The organism is Exiguobacterium sp. CH10, from assembly GCF_018617635.1.
Taxonomy (GTDB): Bacteria; Bacillota; Bacilli; order Exiguobacteriales; family Exiguobacteriaceae; genus Exiguobacterium; species Exiguobacterium aestuarii_A.
The window spans coordinates 18,522-35,438 of the sequence record NZ_JACSKO010000002.1; the positions used below are offsets into that span (position 1 = coordinate 18,522).

The following is a 16,917-nucleotide window of genomic DNA, read 5'->3' on the forward strand; positions in this document are numbered from 1 at the left end:
TGAATATAGACAAGTTGCACAAAAACCGTCAATCGGATTTGTGCAACGTGACCATTAGTTGAAGGAGACTCGCGTCATAGAACTTCCGTGCATCATAACCCGTCGTCTCGAACAGACGATCAAGTCGATAATTCAGCGTGTTTCGATGCATGAAGAGTGCTTTGGCCGTATGGGAGACGTTTAATGAATGACTGAACAACGCCTCAAGCAGTTCAATCATCGATAAATCAAGCATCTCCATGAGTGAGGCCGTGATATGGTTCCGCTCTTTTAAGTCCTGCTCTTGTAGTAAATAATGGTATAATAATTGACTAGCAGGGTAAGTTTTAGTAGATAGACGAGCGTATGGCATGAGCAGTTGATGTTGACGATATACACGGGCGAGAGGACCTTGAGAACGTTCGCTATAGACAGCGTGTGCTTCGATGAAGCAATCGCTCGCGATGGCACGCAAGACGTCCTCGAACTCCTGAAGGTCGACAAACGTGTCTCGTTCGATGAGTTCGATATGTTTGGTTGTGATCAACACGATTTCTGCATGTGGCATGAAGTCGTGGATGATGCTGATGAATGATTCGAACGCTTCCTCTTCTGCTTCTTGGAGCGAAAGAGAGATGAGCCGAAACGATTGTTCAAGACGGTACGTCTCATCTTGAAGGCGTTCTTGCCATTTTCGCTGATGTGGGTCGGACTGAAGGAACGGGGTCGCCCACATGCGGAGCAATTGCTGTTCACGTTCGGTCAATTCGAACGTCGGGAGCCCAAATATGGTACCATCTTGCGTCTCGAACCAGTCAAGGTCACCAGATGCATCTTCCGACCGATGGACAGCAGTCGGAAAAATCGATTTAATACGATCAAACGTATTCAATACTATCACCTCATCAACAATGTATCATATTTCAGATCGGAGGCTTGCAGTTTGGACGGGTTATTAAAGATTTTACTCATGATTGTGATTGGGGCGACGATTGGTGGCGTGACGAACTTTCTCGCCATCAAGATGTTGTTCCGGCCACATGAACCGAAATATATCGGTTCATTCCGGATTCCTTTTACACCAGGTCTCATTCCGAAACGTCGGGATGAATTGGCATCTAGCTTAGGGAAAACGGTCGTCAAACACTTATTGACGCCGGAAGGCATGCGAAAACGATTATTGGATGATCAAGTGACGACGCATATTACACACTTTGCACAACAAGAAGTTCAGGCGATGCTACGCTCGGATAAAACCGTTCGAGAACTCGTAGAACCCATCTACCCGAACGCAGAGGCACGCATCCTTATGTCGGCGGATGAAAAGTTACGTGACGAGCTAACGAGCGTCATGGCCGACGTGAAAGAACGGAAGTTGTTTGAATTGCTTGGAGAAGAAGGGATGGATCGCGTACGGGCAGTCATTCCTGAAATTGTTGACGCACTTCTCGTCAAATCGGAAGAGTATTTTTATTCTCCTGAAGGTGAGGCGCAACTTCGTCATATGGTCGATTCGTTCGTTCAACGTCGACTTGGATTTATCGCGGGATTCATTCAAAATATGAATTTTGTCGAGATGGTTCGACCGGAAATCGTCAATATTTTACGAGGTCAGTCGACTCGTGACGGTATGACGACGATGATTACGCGTGAGTTCGAACGATTCAGTGAAAAGACGATCGATACGTTAATTGATGAACGTTTAGAAGCTCGACTCATCGATGGCATCACCGAACAAGTCGTCACACGTTTGCCGATTGGACAATTGTTGGATCGACCGGTCTCGTCGTATACCGAGTCCATCGAATCTCGTGTCGTCGATGAACTCGTGCCTCAAGGGGCCACCCTTGTCATTGAGCGCTTCACGAATCAAATGGAGACGATTATGGATCGCTTAAAAATCGATCAAATCGTACAGCAACAAGTCCAGTCACTCGACACCTCGTACCTCGAAGAGATTGTTTTATCGATCTCGAAACGAGAGTTCCGGGCAATAACATGGCTTGGAGCGCTGTTAGGTGGTATGATTGGGTTGATTCAAGGGTTAATTGCCATCTTATGATGAGCTAGACCCTAATAGCATTTAGGAGGACGTTACATGTCACAAACAAACTTGTACGACCAAGCTTACCAATTGGAGAAAGCACTTCGCGATTCTGAAGAGTTCACAACACTCTCTTCTTTATACGATCGTGTCAATGCGGATGCGGAAGCGAACCAGTTGTTCGCTGACTTCCGTAACATCCAAATGACGCTTCAACAAAAGCAAATGCAAGGAGAGGAAATCTCTGAGCAGGAAATGATGGATGCGCAAACGAAAATGATGAGCGTTCAACAGAACGAATTGATCATGGAGCTCATGCAAGAAGAGCAACGCATGCACCAGCTCGTTACAGAAGTAACGAAAATTATCATGAAACCACTTGAAGAGCTTTACGCGCCGATGGTGAATGAAAACGAAGTTCAATAAGATGTGAGAAGCGGATGGCGATCGAGCCATCCGTTTTTTTGTTGATGAGATTGTCACATGAATTAAGTAAGCGTTTTCATAAAGGGTTTATAATGAAAGTAGAATGGTGAGGAAAGGGTGAACTGGCATGTGGACCGTGCTCATTCTATTCGGGATGATTCTCTTTTTCATAACAGGTTGGCTCCGAGCAGACTTGGTCGCATTGATTGGTCTTTTATGTCTCGTCCTAACTAATCAATTGACGCCTGTTGAGGCGATGGCGGGATTCTCAAATTCAGTCGTCTTGATGATTGCTGGACTGTTCATCGTTGGAGCAGGGTTGTTTCATTCCGGTTTAGCGGAACGATTGGCATCTGCACTCATCCCATATGCGAACGGAAGCGAGACACGGCTCTTTTATCTGTTTATGTTGACCGTCGCCCTGCTTTCTAGCGTCATGTCGAACACGGGGACGGTCGCATTGCTCATTCCTGTCCTCATGGCGATGTCCCGACAAATCAAACGATCCGCAAAGACGTACCTGATGCCACTTGCTTTTTTCTCGAGCATCGGAGGGACGATGACTTTAATTGGGACACCCCCGAACCTTGTCGCAGCTGAATCGCTACGAGATCTGATTGATGTGCCGATTGGCTTTTTTTCATTGTTCCCGATTGGTGCGGTCGTGATGGTTGTCGGATTGCTGTATTTTCGCCTCATTGGGAATCGCTTGCTCGATCAGAATTGTTCAAGGGAATGGGATGGAGGCGGGGCAAGCGAGACAATCAACCCGAACGTGTATGTCCTGTCGATTGACAAGGTACATCCGTTGATTGGTAAGCGATTAAGTGAACTGAAGTGGTCGCGTGACGGTATCATCGTATTAAAGGAACGAGTGAAAGGAATAGGTAAACAATACGAAACTGCTCGCGCCGACACGGTATTACGTGCTGGGTCGATCCTCATCAGTGGGGATGAGCAACGAGTCCGTTCTCTCTCGGAACAACAACACATTCCGTTTCAGAAGGTTGAGGCAACTAGCGTCTATGACAAGATCGGTGGCATCGCCATGTTCACGATTCCAGGATCGAGTCAACTTGTAGGGAGATGTCTATATGAGAGCCAGCTACGGAATGAATATCATGTGAACGTCTTGCGTGTCATCCGCCCCCAAGAAGAAGTTGCACAAGTACGCCTGAAAGATCTGCCGCTAAAACAAGGGGATTTGTTGATGGTGCATGGCAAGTGGGAGGATTTAGAGCGAGTTGAACAAGATACACGATTGCTCCTTTCGAACGAGCGGGTGACGGATATAGCGAATCGAACGGTGTCGGGTCATCACCAACTTGCGGCTGGCATGATCATGGTCATGATGATGACGTTGTTCGTCTTTGAATGGGTCGACCCGACCGTTGCGGTTTGGCTGGCAGCACTGGCGATGGTGATGAGCGGCGCCGTGCGCCACCTAGACATTGCGTATCAATCGATTCAATGGTCTTCACTCGTCTTGATTGCCGCGATGATCCCGGTAGGAACGGCGCTTGAGAAGGCGGGCATCATGACGTGGCTTGTCGACTGGATTGGGCGGTCGTTCGCGGGCTTTGGTCCTGCCTGGGTCCTCGTCGTTTTATTTCTTACGACGATGGTCCTCAGTCAAATCATCTCGAACACCGCGACCGCAATCTTGTTTATTCCGCTAGCCATCGCCCTATCGGAATCCATGGCAGTCAGTCCAGTCCCGTTCGTCATCGCTGTCGCCATTTCAGCCTCCCTTGCTTTCATGACACCGTTCGGTTCTCCGACAAATGCGATGGTGTTTAGTGTAGGAGGCTATCGGTTTATAGACTTTGTCAAAGTCGGTGTGCCGTTACAACTGCTCACCGGGATCGTCGGAATCCTGATGATTCTGTTTCTCTTTCCATTCTAACGTTGTGTTGAATAGAGAAAGGCAGACCGCTTATGTCGGTCTGCCTTGTCTTAGGATGCCGTTCCTTTTAATTTCCCCGGTAATTTGCAACGTTCGAAATAGATGAGTTGTCCCCGGCGAACGATGCGCGCGCCTTTATGTTCATGCCCTGCTGCTCGAAGCATGTCGAGTCCTTGCTGTTTGGCTGACTGATCATCGCTTGCTTCGAACATTTCATTCAACACGAGCGTGCCATCATTCTCAAATCCTGTCACCGTGTATGTCTCCATTCACACGACCCCCTTTGTCTTTATTTTAATGAATGGTCATTCATTCTTCAAGAGAAGGTTTCGTCAGTTCGTCAAATGTCAGTTGCCGTGTGGATTCAGTTCGAGGAATCAAGTCGGATACGGTCAGTCCAATCAAGCGGACGGGCTCGGTGACATTCATCTCATCAAACAGACGTCTTGCTAGTCGACGGATCTCGTCATGGTCATGCGTCGGATGATTCAATTTGATTTGATGACTTCTAGCCTGAAATTCGCTCGTCTTTAATTTGATCGTGACGGTTTGGCAACTCAGTTCGCGGCGGTCGAGCTGACGCAACACGTCCTCCATTTCGGGAATGACCCGTTCGAATACTTCTTCTGGGTCATCGATGTCAAACGCAAATGTCGTTTCCGATCCGATCGACTTACGCTCTCGTGTGGCGACGACAGGACGCGTATCTCGTCCATGTGCCAATTCGTACAGTTGTTGCCCGCGATCATGTCCAAAAATAGCCTTCAGTTGTTCGGGACGAGCTTGTTGAAGGTCACCGATTGTATGATAGCCACTTCTGTAAAGCGTTTGGGCGGTCACTTTCCCGACACCGTGCATTGCTTCGATAGAGAGGGGAGAGAGAAAATCAGCGACTTTCTCAGGTGAGACGACGGTAAGGCCGTTCGGCTTCTCAAAACCGGACGCGATTTTTGCGACAAACTTTGAAGGCGCGACGCCAGCGGATGCCGTAAGACCGGTACGGCGTTTAATCTCTCCTAGAATATAACGGGCGATAAACGGACCCGATGTACTTAACAGCGTATTTTCGGTCACGTCCAAATAGGCTTCATCAAGGGATAATGGTTCGACGAGAGGAGTGACCGATTTAAAGATGTCCATGACCTGCGCGCTAACTTGTCGATAGGCTTGGAATCGTGGTTTGACAAACGTGGCGTGTGGACACAAGGCAAAAGCGCGACGTGATGACATCGCGCTGTGTACGCCGTACTTCCTCGCTTCATATGAACAAGTGGCAACGACTCCACGACTGTGAGGTGGTCCACCAACGATGACAGGTTTTCCGCGTAAATTTGGACGATCCCGTTGTTCGACGGAGGCATAAAAGGCATCCATGTCCACATGAATGATGAGTCGTTCCATAACATCACCTTTCCTGTGAAAATCTCTTTTCTTTATTATAACGAACTTTTGTTCGTTTTTTTAGAATTTTGTTTCGTCTTATTCTTTGATGAAGTGGTTTGATTCGGGAATTGTAACAACGAGCCAATCCAATTCTTTCGTTTCAACCACACTTGAATAAGGAGTGTGAAGAATAGAATCATCAACCAGGCGAAGGCGTAACCGAGCGGCCAGTCTAGTTCAGGCATCGCTTTAAAGTTCATTCCCCATACCGCGCCGAACGCCACGACAGGGGTCGTGAGTGCCGTGAAGACGGTGAGAGCCTTCATAATTTCATTTCCCCGAAAGTTAGAAAGTGTCGAGGCGAGGTCTGTCATCGCGATGACGTCACCTTGATAATGATTGATGAGCGTCAATAGTCGACTGACTCGATAATCCGCGAGTTGGTAAGGTCTCAACGTTTGTAGGTCGATATCGAGAAAGGCCTCACGTCCTGCCATGACGAGTTCTTTATAAGGAGTGACCGTATCGGACCAACGTTCGATTTCACTCCGAAGACCAAAGATTTCATTCATGAACGTGGCAGGAACTTGTCCTGCCATTTCTCGCTGGGCCACGAGAAGTCGTTCTTCGAATTCATCGATTCCGTGAAAGTAATTGTTCATCCGTTCGGCAAGCAATTCATAGAACGCTTCAATCGGTGAGTTGCAGTCTTTCGCAAGGACCGATTCGTGATGCAAATCGTCAAATCCAATTGTCCATAAAAAATCAGGACCGATAAAATAGTGCCCGATTTTCTGCGGCTCACGTTCTAACTGCTCGTAGTCGAGTGTGAGTGACCCGTACATATAACCATCCTCGACCACGATTTTTGTGACGCTTGCGGTCGTCAACTGCTCGAGCCAATACGTATAGGCCAGTGCATATTTAGAATCTACTTCCACATAATCCTCGGGGCGCGTGTACCAATCCCATTCCATCGTCTATTCCTCCAATTCGCTATAGTAGTAGTATTCCCAAATTGTCAGGAATGTTGGCATCTATGGCAAAGTTTCGATAAGATGAAGGTACTGAATAAGAGAGAGGTGCTTTCATTGACGACAAAAATCGGTCAGCTCAAAGTGGGCGACACGCTAGACCAATATGTCATGATCAAACAATCGTATAAGGGACTTGCCGGGAACGGAAAGCCTTATTTAACATTAATCCTTTGCGACGAGAGTGGCGAAATCGAAACGAAATTATGGGATAGTTCGGATACCGAAAAGTATGCGACGAAAAAAATTGTCCATGCGGCGGGTGAAGTGATGGACTATCGTGGACGGACGCAATTGAAGTTGAAGCAAATTTCAATCATCGAGCAAGAAGTCGATATTGCCCCGTACGTTCGATCGGCGCCGATTCCGAAGTCGGAACTTGAAACGACAATCCGTGGGTTCATCACGTCCTTGCAACACGATGAGATTCGTCGTCTCGTTGAAGAAATCGTCAATCGTCACGAAGAGGCATACTTCACGTATCCAGCTGCTGTGCGACATCATCACGCGGTCTATTCCGGACTCGCATTCCACGTCATGTCGATGCTGAAGCTTGCGGACACGATGTGTGACCTGTATCCATCGTTGAACCGAGACCTGTTGATTGCCGGTGTGATCTTGCATGACTTGGCGAAAGTCATCGAGTTATCGGATGCAATCACCCCAGAGTATACGCTTGAAGGCAAGTTGCTCGGCCATCTCTCACTCATGGCATCTGAACTAGAAGTCGTCTCACGTGAGCTCGGGACGGACCGAGAAGTGACAACGTTGTTGCAACATCTCGTCTTAAGTCATCATGGGAAACCGGAGTGGGGATCGGCGAATACGCCACAACTCCCTGAAGCGGAGATGTTATTCTTCATCGACAACATCGACGCGCGGATGAACATGTTCGAGAAAGCGTATGAAGGTGTCGAGCCGGGTACGTTTACGGAGCGTGTCATGGCACTCGATAACCGTGCCTTCTATCGTCCAAAGTTATAATATGTCCATAAAAAAATGGCGCTCCATTACGGAGTGCCATTTTTGTCTTATTGTTCAGTCGACTCTTCAGAAGGCTCGTCTGCGTTTTTGATTGCTTCTTTGACAGCGTCAAATTGTTGCTCTGCTTTTGCATCTTTTACGTCAACGTTGTATTTTTCAATCAACTCCGCGTAAATTTTGTTTGCATCGACAGAAGCTGATTTTTCTGTTGCCAACTCTTCACGAATGCGATCTTTCTCGTCTTCGAGTTTCAAGTCTTTCTCTTTACGGTCTGTCACTTTAATGACGTGGAAACCGAATTGCGATTGGATTGGCTCAGAGACTTTTCCAACCACGTCTTCTTTGAATGCATATTCTTCGAATTCAGGTACCATCGTGCCGGTAGAGAAGAAACCGAGCTCTCCACCTTGTTCACCAGAACCTGTATCTGTTGATTTTTCTTTCGCGAGCTCAGCGAAGTCTGCACCGTCATTCAACTGTTTGATGATGTCTTGTGCTTCTTCTTCTGATTCGACGAGGATGTGGCTAGCTTCCACTTCCACGTTTTCTTTGGCGAACTGTGCTTCGACTTCTTCATCCGTCACGTCGACAAGTTCAGATTTAGCTGCATCGACAAGCATTTGTCCGCGAAGCGCTTCTTTGAACTCTTCTGTACCGCTCATGCCGGCTTGTTGAATCGCTTGTTCGAATTCTTCTTTTGAGTTGAATTGTTCTTCTGTTTTGCTGAACTCTTCATCTACTTTTTCTTGCTCGACTTGGTCACCATATTCTTTTTCAAGAAGTGCATTCATCGTCTCTTGGAATGCGAGTTGTGGGACCATGCGGTCGTAACTCATGTCTGCGATTTCACCGCGTGTGATTTCGCCGCCTTTATATGTGACGACTGCTGAATCGTCTGATTCGCCACCTGCGTTTGTCGCAGCATACGTACCGCCAGCACCGATGATGAGTGCGAGTGCAGATGCACCGACGAGAGCACCGGTTGAGAATTTTTTATCTTGCTTTTTTGGTTCGTTTGTCATTCCGTTTGACATGTATTCCACCCCTAATAATTCTTTAAAGTTTCTAAGTCCGACTATATCACATTTTCCTAATCATGACAGCTGTTCTCTTGTCTGTACAGTATCATAGCACACAATCCTGTCGTATAATGATGTAATAGAATGTGAAATGATGGGGTGAGGGTAGTGTCACTAGAAGAGAAGGTCGAGCATTTATCATATCAGATGAAGATCTTACTCGAGATTGTCGATTGGACGGACCGTCCGTTTGAATATGAAGTGATTCGAGCGAACTTGACAAAGCAGGACGTAGAGGCGTTTTATCAATTGCTTGATGATATTCGGGCACGACAAAACGAGCAAATGCGCTATGGGTTTACGTCCATAGAGCCGTTGCTCGTCCACTTTGTGGGTATGTTAGATTCAAGGCTCGACGTGAAAACGATTCTTGGGGCATGCGTCCGTCAAGGAATCGAGTTAGACGTCACAGAGCCACTCTATCGGCAGGTTAGGCTTCTTGACTGAGTTCATCCTCATCAGGACGTCTGCCTGCCTCTTCTGTGATCATTTTTGATGTTTCTGCAAAGATATCCATGAAGTTGTCCCCATATAAACGACGCACAATGGCCGTCATGTCTGTTAAGTCAGGGAACTTGCCATAAAGTTCTTGGAGCGGAAGTGAAGCGCGGAATACGCCGTTTCCTTCTGGATCAAACGCGTGAATCGTTTCAAGCAACAACGATTCTCCTTCAGGTGTCAATTGGACATACGTGTTTCGCTTGTCCGTCTCTTTTTTCGAAAACGTAAGTAATCCACGATCTTCTAACTTCTTCGAGAAGTTGAAAGCGGTCGAGACGTGCATGACGCCATATTTTGCAATTTCAGAGATCGATGCGCCGCCTAACGCGTGGGCAATCCATAAGATATGGTGCTCATTGATATTTAAATCGAATGGTTTAATCCAGTTTTGCCAATCTTTTTCGACGGTTTTCCACAAAGCCTTACTCAATTGAATGATTTTGTGGCTATAGAGCATGGCCTCAGGGCCAGTGAATTCTTTTTCGTGTTCCATTTCGATCCATCCTTTCCGGATAAAAAATCAAAAGTAATCGACGGACGATGACCTCAAACACTCATTGTGTTTGATTGGCAGTGTTGTCAGTCATAGCAGACTGTACGTTCGAGAGTTCCTGAAGGTTCCCTTGAATTCGCTCGACTGAAGGCTGAATGTCTTGTTGATAGCGTTCGACTTCGGCTTTCACTTGATCAGTCAATTCTTTTCCTTGCAGTTTCCCTGCGGCGGCAACTTGCGATGCATGTTTCGCCACATTCCCAAATTGTTCTTTTAGCGTAGTGATTGTGGATGCTCGATGTTGTTGAGCAGCAGCATCATTTGCGGTACCTCTCGCCAGTTTTTTAAACGTGGCAACTCCTAAAAATGCTAAAACAAAGCCGAAAGCAATCCAATCTCGACGTTGGCGACTCGACAAAACATTCCCCTCCTCAAGCTCGGATAATCCGAATTACATTCTTTTCATATTATTTTACCAAAAAAGAGTGATTAAAAACCTATATCGCAAATAAAATTTTTCAGAACATTCAATTTTGACCGAAAAATCATTTTATTTTAAAATACAGGTAAAGGAAGGTGATCCTCAGTGGAGAAAGCGAAGCGTTGGGTAGATGACATGCTTGACCTATATCTCGCTGCAAAACGACTGGGAGATGACACTTGGGCCGACTCCATTATGAACACACTAGAGGCGGGGTATGAAGCGTCGAAACAAACAGAGCAGGCACGCGAAGAATCGATACGAGAAAAACGAGTGCTTGAAATAGATACCCGTCTAACCGAATTAAGAAAAGAATTTGAACAAGCGACATCTGTCAAAACGCGTCAACAGTTATATGAAGTGGCGATCAAACTTCAGGTCGAGCGAGCACAATTAGAAGAAGAACGGAAACGTCACCTTGATTCAATCAATCAATCATAAAAAGGGACCCGTCATCGATTGACGGGTCCTAGTTTGTCTTATACGTGTGCTTGGATATTCGATGCGAGGGTTGTGAGTTCGTCAGACGTGAACGCGTCATTTTGTGTGATCCATTTTGCACCGAATCCGTCTTCGTGTCCGAAGCGTGGAATTAAATGAATGTGGAAGTGATAGACCGTTTGTCCAGCAACTTCCTCGGCATTCGACAAGACATTCATGCCGATTGCCCCTGTTTCGCGTTGTATGGCCTTGGCGATGGTCGGAACGCGTTTGAAGACGTCCGCTGCGACATCTTCAGGTAGCTCGTAAACGTTTTTCGCATGGTGCTTCGGAATGACGAGCGTGTGACCTTTTGTCACTTGCGAGAGGTCGAGGAAAGCGACGACCGCCTCATCTTCATATACCCGATACGACGGGATTTCTTGTTGAGCGATTTTGCAAAAGATACAGGTTGGATCGGTATGCATCTTCATTCCTCCATTCTAAAAAGTCATTTCTGTTTCATCATACCACGGAAATTCAGGCGCAAGAACGATTGGAAGGGAGATTGATTCCTTTTATACTTGAAGTAAGCACTGAAGAAAGGAGGCGAAAAGATGTCGTATACAAGAAGTAGAAAGAAAGAACGTCATCCCAAAATGATTCTTCTATTATCTATTTTCACTATTTTAGTCGGAGCCATTGTCTTCTATATATATGGATACAAACCAGCGGCGGAGCAAGATAAGATTCACGTCGCATTTAAAGAGGCCTTATTAGAGGAAGACCGTGCTTTCTTTGAGGAAAAGGTAGAATATCAAGGCGAAACGTTAACGCGTGCTGAGGCACTGCGGTTTATGGGCTGGCTGAACGATGAAAAATCCATTCGTGGCGATGCCATCGCCGAAGTCGCACAAGATCGTGCGAATCGGACGAAAGGCATGGAAGCGGAAGGGCTGTTTCGATTGATTGATACAGGTGAAGGGCGCTTTGGCTTTTCAGATTATCGGATTGAGTTATTGCCACAACGAATCGATGTCACTTCAGACGTACCGTTGACGAATATTTGGGTCGATGGGCAGCGCGTCGGTCGGATTGATGAAGCGAACGGACGATTCACGTTCGAGAAGATGCCAGGAAGTTATGATGTGAAGGCGGTCGCCGTGGCGAATGGTGAGACGGTGTCCGAAACAGAGACGATTCAATTAACATCTCCTGAATCGCTCGAGTATGCATTGATGCCGGAATCGAGTGAAGCGATTGCGGGACAGTTCGATTTGAAGCGGGCAGAGTTGATTGAGATCGAAGTAGAAGCGCAAACGGGTCATCCGTTAGAAACGATTGATTCGTTGATTGGACAATCGGAAGGAAAGGTTCAAGAAACGTTAGGAGAGCCGGATGGGAAACGTGACGATGAATGGGATTATGAGCGATTGACTGTCGTGTTTGAAAAGGGAGACGTGCAGTCAGTTTTAATCGATCTTGATAAACGACCAGACGACTTGATTGCGTTACTCGGCGAACCGAAAGAAAAGACAGAACACCAACTCGGAACAGATTGGGATTACGGTCAATCCTTCTTCGAATCATTCTTCACGTTCTTTGGTCTTGAAACGGAGAAGCAGTTTATTGAAAAAAATGACGCGATGTATTTATTGATTCAATGAAAAAAAGAGGGACATTCCATTACGGAAGCCCCTCCTGTACATAAATAATTATTTCTTACGCATTGATTTCATGACGAACGATACGATTAAAATAAGGATAATCGCACCGATAAGAGCTGGGATAATCGCGATATCCGCTACGATTGGTCCGAAATCACCGAAGATGAGTCCACCCAACCAAGCACCGATGATCCCTGCGATGATGTTACCGATGATTCCACCTGGTACGTCTTTACCTAGAATTAATCCTGCTAACCAACCGATGATACCTCCGATAATCAAATAAAGAATAAACCCCATCATTCATTTCTCCTTCCTCTGTTTGCCCATTGTTCTTTTCAACGATTTTGTGGAACAATGGGAGTATTGATGTTTTATTTTAAAATGCCTTACAGTTCAGATTATTCCCATGTGACAACATTTAAAACATATACCACGAAAAAAAGTTGAAAATGAAAGGTGTGGTTTTCATGCTGCACGTCGATCGATTGAACGGCGGATATATCGGAAAGCAAGTTTTGCACGACGTTTCATTTGAAGTGAAAAAAGGAGAGCTCGTTGGGTTGATAGGGCTAAATGGAGCTGGAAAATCGACGACGATCAAACACATTTTGGGTCTCTTGTCACCACTATCCGGAAAAATCGAAATTGATGGAGAAACAGTAGAGTCTTCAGAAAAAAGATATCGTAAGAAAGTAAGTTACATACCGGAGACACCGATTTTATACGAGACGTTAACCTTACAAGAACACATCGAGTTGATGGGGAAAGCATATGACGTAAGTCCTGAAGAATTGACCGAACGAACGAAGCGTTTAGCAAAAGAAATGCGAATGGAAAAACAACTTACTTGGTTCCCGTCCGTCTTTTCAAAAGGGATGCGACAAAAGGCGATGATCTTATGCGCCCTTGTGACGAAGACGCCGCTCCTCATCGTCGATGAGCCGTTCGTCGGTCTCGACCCGTTAGCGATTCGTCAGCTGCTCCAACTGTTTGATGAATACAAACAAGACTGTGCGATTTTGATGTCGACCCATATTCTTGAGACAGCGGAGCGGCATTGCGACCGTTTCGTCTTCCTCCATCAAGGTATCGTCATTGCGAACGGGACGGCCGCACAGTTGCGAGACAAGTATCAATTGTCACCTGATGCGACACTCGATGACATTTATGTAGAGGCGATTGCGTCGGAGGAACGGTCGTCATGAATCGATTTAAATCAAGACTCGGCAATTGGATGGAAGAGGTCGTCAAATATAGTCGCTACGTCGCAAACGGCGGACTCTTGTTCACGCTCTACTTCACTTTGATTTACGGGGCATTCGTCTACAACAACTTTTTAGAACGTATTGATGGGACGTTCCCGGGGGCATGGATTGCCGCGGCGGTGCTCATTCTCATCCCGCTCGGTCATCGTCCGAGAACGTTTATCCAAGAGGCGGATCAAGTGTTCCTACTCCCTGAATTAGGAATGATTCGTTCCTATATGATTGGTGTGCGCTTGTTCAATATCGGATTTGCGACAATCCGAGCACTTCTCGTCTTACTCATTTTATTGCCGCTTCTCGTGCGGACGGAGAGCTATACGGGAATTGAGGTATTATCGTTCGTTGTCACGATGATGTTACTGTCGGCTGCAGGTCGATTGGCAAAAGTGGAAGGGGTACGCGAATGGATCATCGTTCCGTTCGCGCTCGTGAGCGGCGCTTGTCTACTAATGGATTGGACAGAGTGGGCATGGGTGCCGGCGTTCATGCCGTTCGTTTTCTTACATGTGAAACGAAACGAGCGAATCCCACTCTTACACTGGTTGGCGCTTGAAGAGAAGAGTCGGGCTCAGTTTGAACGGGTGATCAGCTGGTTTGTCGACTTGCCGACCTTAAAAGAAGAAGTGCGGGAAAGACGACTACTGACAAAGATTCTCGAAAAACGAGTGCTCCAACGCGTCGATGCGTCCCGTTACGTGTACGGACTTCGAATTATTCGTTCAAACGACTCGCTCGACCTCATCCTTCGGTTGACAGTGGTGGCGCTCATCGTCATGTGGATGTCAGGCGGTTGGTATGTCGGATTTGTCACACCACTATTCGTTGGATTGACGGCGTTACAGCTCGTTCCATTGTTTAAACGATTAGAGGCGATTTCCATCGTGTCCTGGTTACCGATTACCCGTAAAGAACGGATCGAAGGCTATTCGTGGTGGGCGATGCGGTTACTCATCATACAATCCCTCGTGCTCGTACTCGCCTCGATTGGGTTTGGCGCGACATGGGACGCGGCGGTCGGATTGGTTTTATCCATCGTGGTCATTCGTTATTACTTGAGACGGTTGACGTAAATAGTGACGAATAGATATACAAAAAAATAGACGAACGAGACGGTTCAAACAACATCTCGTTCGTCTTTCATTTTGTATTAAGCGATAGATGATTTTTTGACATGTTAATAGTCGTTCATCTTCTTTTCGGTCGATTGATGAACTTTACAAAAAAGAAGATCATAACGGAAATAAAAACGAGTAAGAATAGTGCGAAATCAAGAGCGTTTATAAGTCATACCTCCAGTAAATGTCATGATGCGTAAAAATTTCACGACTTCATTTTACCGTTATTTGAATTGGTGTAAAGCGAAAAAGGGTTAGTCACCATATTTTGGTGACTAACCCCTCCTTAGTTCGAATTATTTTTTAGGAGACATGACCGATACGCTCGAACCGAGAATCTTCGGAAGGCGTCCTGGTTTCTCTGTTGTTTCTTCGACTTCACCATATGCTGAGACACCATGCTCTGCGATATCGAGACCGACATCTTCTTGTTCTTCTGTAACGCGAAGACCGATTGTGACGTCAAGGAGTTTCAAGAACGCATAGCTTCCGCCACCAGCGATGACCATGGCGATCAATACGCCGAGTGTCTGAACGCCGAGCTGTGTCAATCCGCCGCCGTAGAAGAGACCTGCAGAACCGATACCTGTAATTTCGACGAGTCGAGGAGAAGCGAAGAAGCCGAGTGCGAGTGTCCCGATAATACCAGCCACGCCGTGTACAGAGAAGGCGCAGAGTGGATCATCCACATATTTTGCCATCAAGATGCTCGTTCCGTATGTTGCGATCGATGCGAGGGCACCGATGACGACTGCTGCCCATGGCTCTACGAACGCACAAGCTGCTGTGATGGCAACGAGTGCTCCGAGAACACCGTTGACAATCGTCGGGATGTCTGCCGTTTTACGGTGAATCATGACGATGGCAAGGGCACCGAGTGCACCAGCTGCTGTTGCGAGCATTGTTGTCAACGCCACGTAACCGAAGAATCCGTCAGCGACCGACATCGTTGAACCAGCGTTGAATCCGAACCAGCAAAGCCAGAGTACGAGACCACCAACGACCGTCAAGACGTGGTTATGACCAGCGAGTGATTCCGTTTTGCGACGTGGTTTCAAGATGATGGTCGCCATAAGAGCCGCCATCCCACCTTGAAGGTGAACGACCGCCGAACCTGCGAAGTCTTGCATCCCCATCGATCCGAGCATTCCGCCAGCCCATACTGAGCGTGCAACGATTGGGTAGAGGATGGCAACGAAGAAGATACCGAAGAGAACGTAGGCAGAAAGCTTAGCCCGTTCCGCAAATCCACCCCAAGCGATGGCGAGGGATACAGCAACGAATGATAACTGGAATAAGAATTTGATGTCGATTGATACGTTCGCCCAATCGAGGCTTGAGAACGATCCGCTTAAGAAGAAACCTTCTGTCCCAAACCAAGTTGTTCCGTCACCGAATGAGAGGCCGAATCCGACCGCCCAAAAAGCGAGTGCCGCCACAGAGAGGCTGATAATTTGTTTGACCGCGACGTGCCCGGCGTTCTTCGCCCGAAGCGTCCCTGTCTCGAGTAGTCCGAAACCTAATTGCATTGTCAATACGAGCAATGCAGCGATGAGTACATACAGCGTGTCCATATAATAGAGAATGTCTTCCATGTTCATGCCCTCCTTTTTCTTAGGTGCTTTCCAAAAGTTGACTTCAGTGTAAAACGAAAATTTGATGTTGGATTGCATTTTGTCAGATTATCTGACATAGTTCTTTTATTAAGGAGGGCGAGGACGGATGGACTATAAATCGAAGAAAGTAATCGGGATGGGCGTCGTGACTGAATTAACGGGACTTTCTGAGCGTCAGGTCCGCTATTATGAAGAAAAAGGTCTCGTCTTTCCTGAACGTACGAAAGGCGGTTCACGTAAATATTCTTTCCATGACGTGGAGCGTTTGGTCGAAGTCGCGACCAAGCTAGAAGATGGGTGGCGAATTCAAGATATTAAAGAGCGCGAGCGTCGATTGTCGGCGAAGCAGCGTGACGATTTGATTCGTGGTCAGTTGAATTCGGCTTTCCGAACATTTCCGACAAAAAAATGACACAAAGAAAACACAATGAAAATGCTTCACATTAGCATAATTCTAATTAATTTCTGTATAATGTTTTTGAGTTCACAAACACGAGAATAAAGAGTGTAGGAGAAATTTA

20 protein-coding genes are annotated in these 16,917 nt (G+C 46.7%); 10 read left to right on the forward strand and 10 right to left on the reverse strand.

Annotated features, from left to right (window positions below; genetic code table 11):
- Window positions 1-28 precede the first annotated feature (28 nt).
- Window positions 29-880, reverse strand: a complete 852-nt coding sequence (locus KNP04_RS06950) for a PucR family transcriptional regulator (protein WP_353047917.1) — start codon at window positions 878-880, stop codon at window positions 29-31.
- A gap of 69 nt (window positions 881-949) precedes the next feature.
- Between KNP04_RS06950 and KNP04_RS06955 the strand changes: the two genes are divergently transcribed.
- The 3 genes from KNP04_RS06955 to KNP04_RS06965 all read left to right on the forward strand — a co-directional run bounded on the left by KNP04_RS06955 (window position 950) and on the right by KNP04_RS06965 (window position 4,355).
- Window positions 950-2,041 (forward strand): DUF445 family protein, encoded by a 1,092-nt coding sequence (locus tag KNP04_RS06955; protein WP_214875803.1) that lies wholly within the window; start codon window positions 950-952, stop codon window positions 2,039-2,041.
- Window positions 2,042-2,077: 36 nt separating this feature from the next.
- A complete protein-coding gene (locus tag KNP04_RS06960; protein ID WP_074032614.1) occupies window positions 2,078-2,449 on the forward strand; it encodes a YlbF family regulator in 372 nt (123 codons plus the stop codon).
- A 127-nt stretch (window positions 2,450-2,576) separates the two neighbouring features.
- Window positions 2,577-4,355, forward strand: a complete 1,779-nt coding sequence (locus tag KNP04_RS06965) for an SLC13 family permease (protein ID WP_214875188.1) — start codon at window positions 2,577-2,579, stop codon at window positions 4,353-4,355.
- A gap of 50 nt (window positions 4,356-4,405) precedes the next feature.
- Here KNP04_RS06965 and KNP04_RS06970 read toward each other — a convergent pair whose 3' ends face one another.
- From KNP04_RS06970 to KNP04_RS06980, 3 genes are read right to left on the reverse strand one after another with little or no spacing between them, the layout of a single operon-like run.
- On the reverse strand, window positions 4,406-4,624 hold the full coding sequence (locus KNP04_RS06970) for a YhzD family protein (protein ID WP_074032616.1): 219 nt from the start codon (window positions 4,622-4,624) through the stop codon (window positions 4,406-4,408).
- A gap of 40 nt (window positions 4,625-4,664) precedes the next feature.
- Window positions 4,665-5,756, reverse strand: a complete 1,092-nt coding sequence (gene dinB, locus KNP04_RS06975; RefSeq protein ID WP_214875189.1) for a DNA polymerase IV — start codon at window positions 5,754-5,756, stop codon at window positions 4,665-4,667.
- Between the two features lie 35 nt (window positions 5,757-5,791).
- A complete protein-coding gene (locus tag KNP04_RS06980) occupies window positions 5,792-6,715 on the reverse strand; it encodes a magnesium transporter CorA family protein (protein ID WP_214875190.1) in 924 nt (307 codons plus the stop codon).
- A gap of 81 nt (window positions 6,716-6,796) precedes the next feature.
- Between KNP04_RS06980 and KNP04_RS06985 the strand changes: the two genes are divergently transcribed.
- Window positions 6,797-7,756, forward strand: coding sequence for an HD domain-containing protein (locus tag KNP04_RS06985; RefSeq protein ID WP_214875191.1), 960 nt, complete (start codon window positions 6,797-6,799; stop codon window positions 7,754-7,756).
- Window positions 7,757-7,803: 47 nt separating this feature from the next.
- Here KNP04_RS06985 and KNP04_RS06990 read toward each other — a convergent pair whose 3' ends face one another.
- Window positions 7,804-8,790, reverse strand: coding sequence for a peptidylprolyl isomerase (locus tag KNP04_RS06990; protein WP_214875192.1), 987 nt, complete (start codon window positions 8,788-8,790; stop codon window positions 7,804-7,806).
- 153 nt (window positions 8,791-8,943) lie between these two features.
- Here KNP04_RS06990 and KNP04_RS06995 point away from each other — a divergent pair, with 153 nt between their 5' ends.
- The gene (locus KNP04_RS06995; protein WP_274664144.1) at window positions 8,944-9,282 is read left to right on the forward strand and encodes a DUF1878 family protein; all 339 of its coding nucleotides are present in this window, start codon (window positions 8,944-8,946) and stop codon (window positions 9,280-9,282) included.
- On the opposite strand, the gene KNP04_RS07000 is transcribed toward KNP04_RS06995, so the two are convergent.
- The gene (locus KNP04_RS07000) at window positions 9,266-9,829 is read right to left on the reverse strand and encodes an HTH-type transcriptional regulator Hpr (protein ID WP_015880933.1); all 564 of its coding nucleotides are present in this window, start codon (window positions 9,827-9,829) and stop codon (window positions 9,266-9,268) included. The two genes, KNP04_RS06995 and KNP04_RS07000, sit on opposite strands and share 17 nt — an antisense overlap.
- Window positions 9,830-9,890: 61 nt before the next feature.
- Entirely contained in the window at window positions 9,891-10,247 is a 357-nt protein-coding gene (locus KNP04_RS07005) for a hypothetical protein (protein ID WP_214696209.1), read from the reverse strand.
- 198 nt (window positions 10,248-10,445) lie between these two features.
- Between KNP04_RS07005 and KNP04_RS07010 the strand changes: the two genes are divergently transcribed.
- The gene (locus KNP04_RS07010) at window positions 10,446-10,751 is read left to right on the forward strand and encodes a hypothetical protein (RefSeq protein ID WP_251126089.1); all 306 of its coding nucleotides are present in this window, start codon (window positions 10,446-10,448) and stop codon (window positions 10,749-10,751) included.
- Between the two features lie 38 nt (window positions 10,752-10,789).
- Here KNP04_RS07010 and KNP04_RS07015 read toward each other — a convergent pair whose 3' ends face one another.
- Window positions 10,790-11,218: an HIT family protein gene (locus KNP04_RS07015; protein WP_214819206.1), complete on the reverse strand. Its 429-nt coding sequence runs from the start codon at window positions 11,216-11,218 to the stop codon at window positions 10,790-10,792.
- A gap of 129 nt (window positions 11,219-11,347) precedes the next feature.
- Between KNP04_RS07015 and KNP04_RS07020 the strand changes: the two genes are divergently transcribed.
- Window positions 11,348-12,397, forward strand: a complete 1,050-nt coding sequence (locus KNP04_RS07020; protein ID WP_214875194.1) for a hypothetical protein — start codon at window positions 11,348-11,350, stop codon at window positions 12,395-12,397.
- Between the two features lie 48 nt (window positions 12,398-12,445).
- On the opposite strand, the gene KNP04_RS07025 is transcribed toward KNP04_RS07020, so the two are convergent.
- Window positions 12,446-12,697: a GlsB/YeaQ/YmgE family stress response membrane protein gene (locus KNP04_RS07025; protein ID WP_031421191.1), complete on the reverse strand. Its 252-nt coding sequence runs from the start codon at window positions 12,695-12,697 to the stop codon at window positions 12,446-12,448.
- Between the two features lie 170 nt (window positions 12,698-12,867).
- Between KNP04_RS07025 and KNP04_RS07030 the strand changes: the two genes are divergently transcribed.
- Together KNP04_RS07030 and KNP04_RS07035 are read left to right on the forward strand one after the other, a co-directional pair.
- Window positions 12,868-13,605, forward strand: a complete 738-nt coding sequence (locus tag KNP04_RS07030) for an ABC transporter ATP-binding protein (RefSeq protein WP_251129878.1) — start codon at window positions 12,868-12,870, stop codon at window positions 13,603-13,605.
- Window positions 13,602-14,735 carry an ABC transporter permease gene (locus KNP04_RS07035; protein ID WP_214875195.1) on the forward strand — a complete coding sequence of 378 codons (1,134 nt, stop codon included), beginning with the start codon at window positions 13,602-13,604 and terminating at the stop codon, window positions 14,733-14,735. Before KNP04_RS07030 ends, KNP04_RS07035 begins: the two co-directional genes overlap by 4 nt.
- A gap of 341 nt (window positions 14,736-15,076) precedes the next feature.
- Here the strand turns inward: KNP04_RS07035 and KNP04_RS07040 are convergent, their stop codons facing one another.
- Window positions 15,077-16,381 (reverse strand): ammonium transporter, encoded by a 1,305-nt coding sequence (locus KNP04_RS07040; protein ID WP_251126008.1) that lies wholly within the window; start codon window positions 16,379-16,381, stop codon window positions 15,077-15,079.
- A 121-nt stretch (window positions 16,382-16,502) separates the two neighbouring features.
- On the opposite strand from KNP04_RS07040, the gene KNP04_RS07045 reads away from it, so the two are divergent.
- Entirely contained in the window at window positions 16,503-16,808 is a 306-nt protein-coding gene (locus tag KNP04_RS07045) for a MerR family transcriptional regulator (RefSeq protein ID WP_074032630.1), read from the forward strand.
- Window positions 16,809-16,917: the final 109 nt, after the last annotated feature.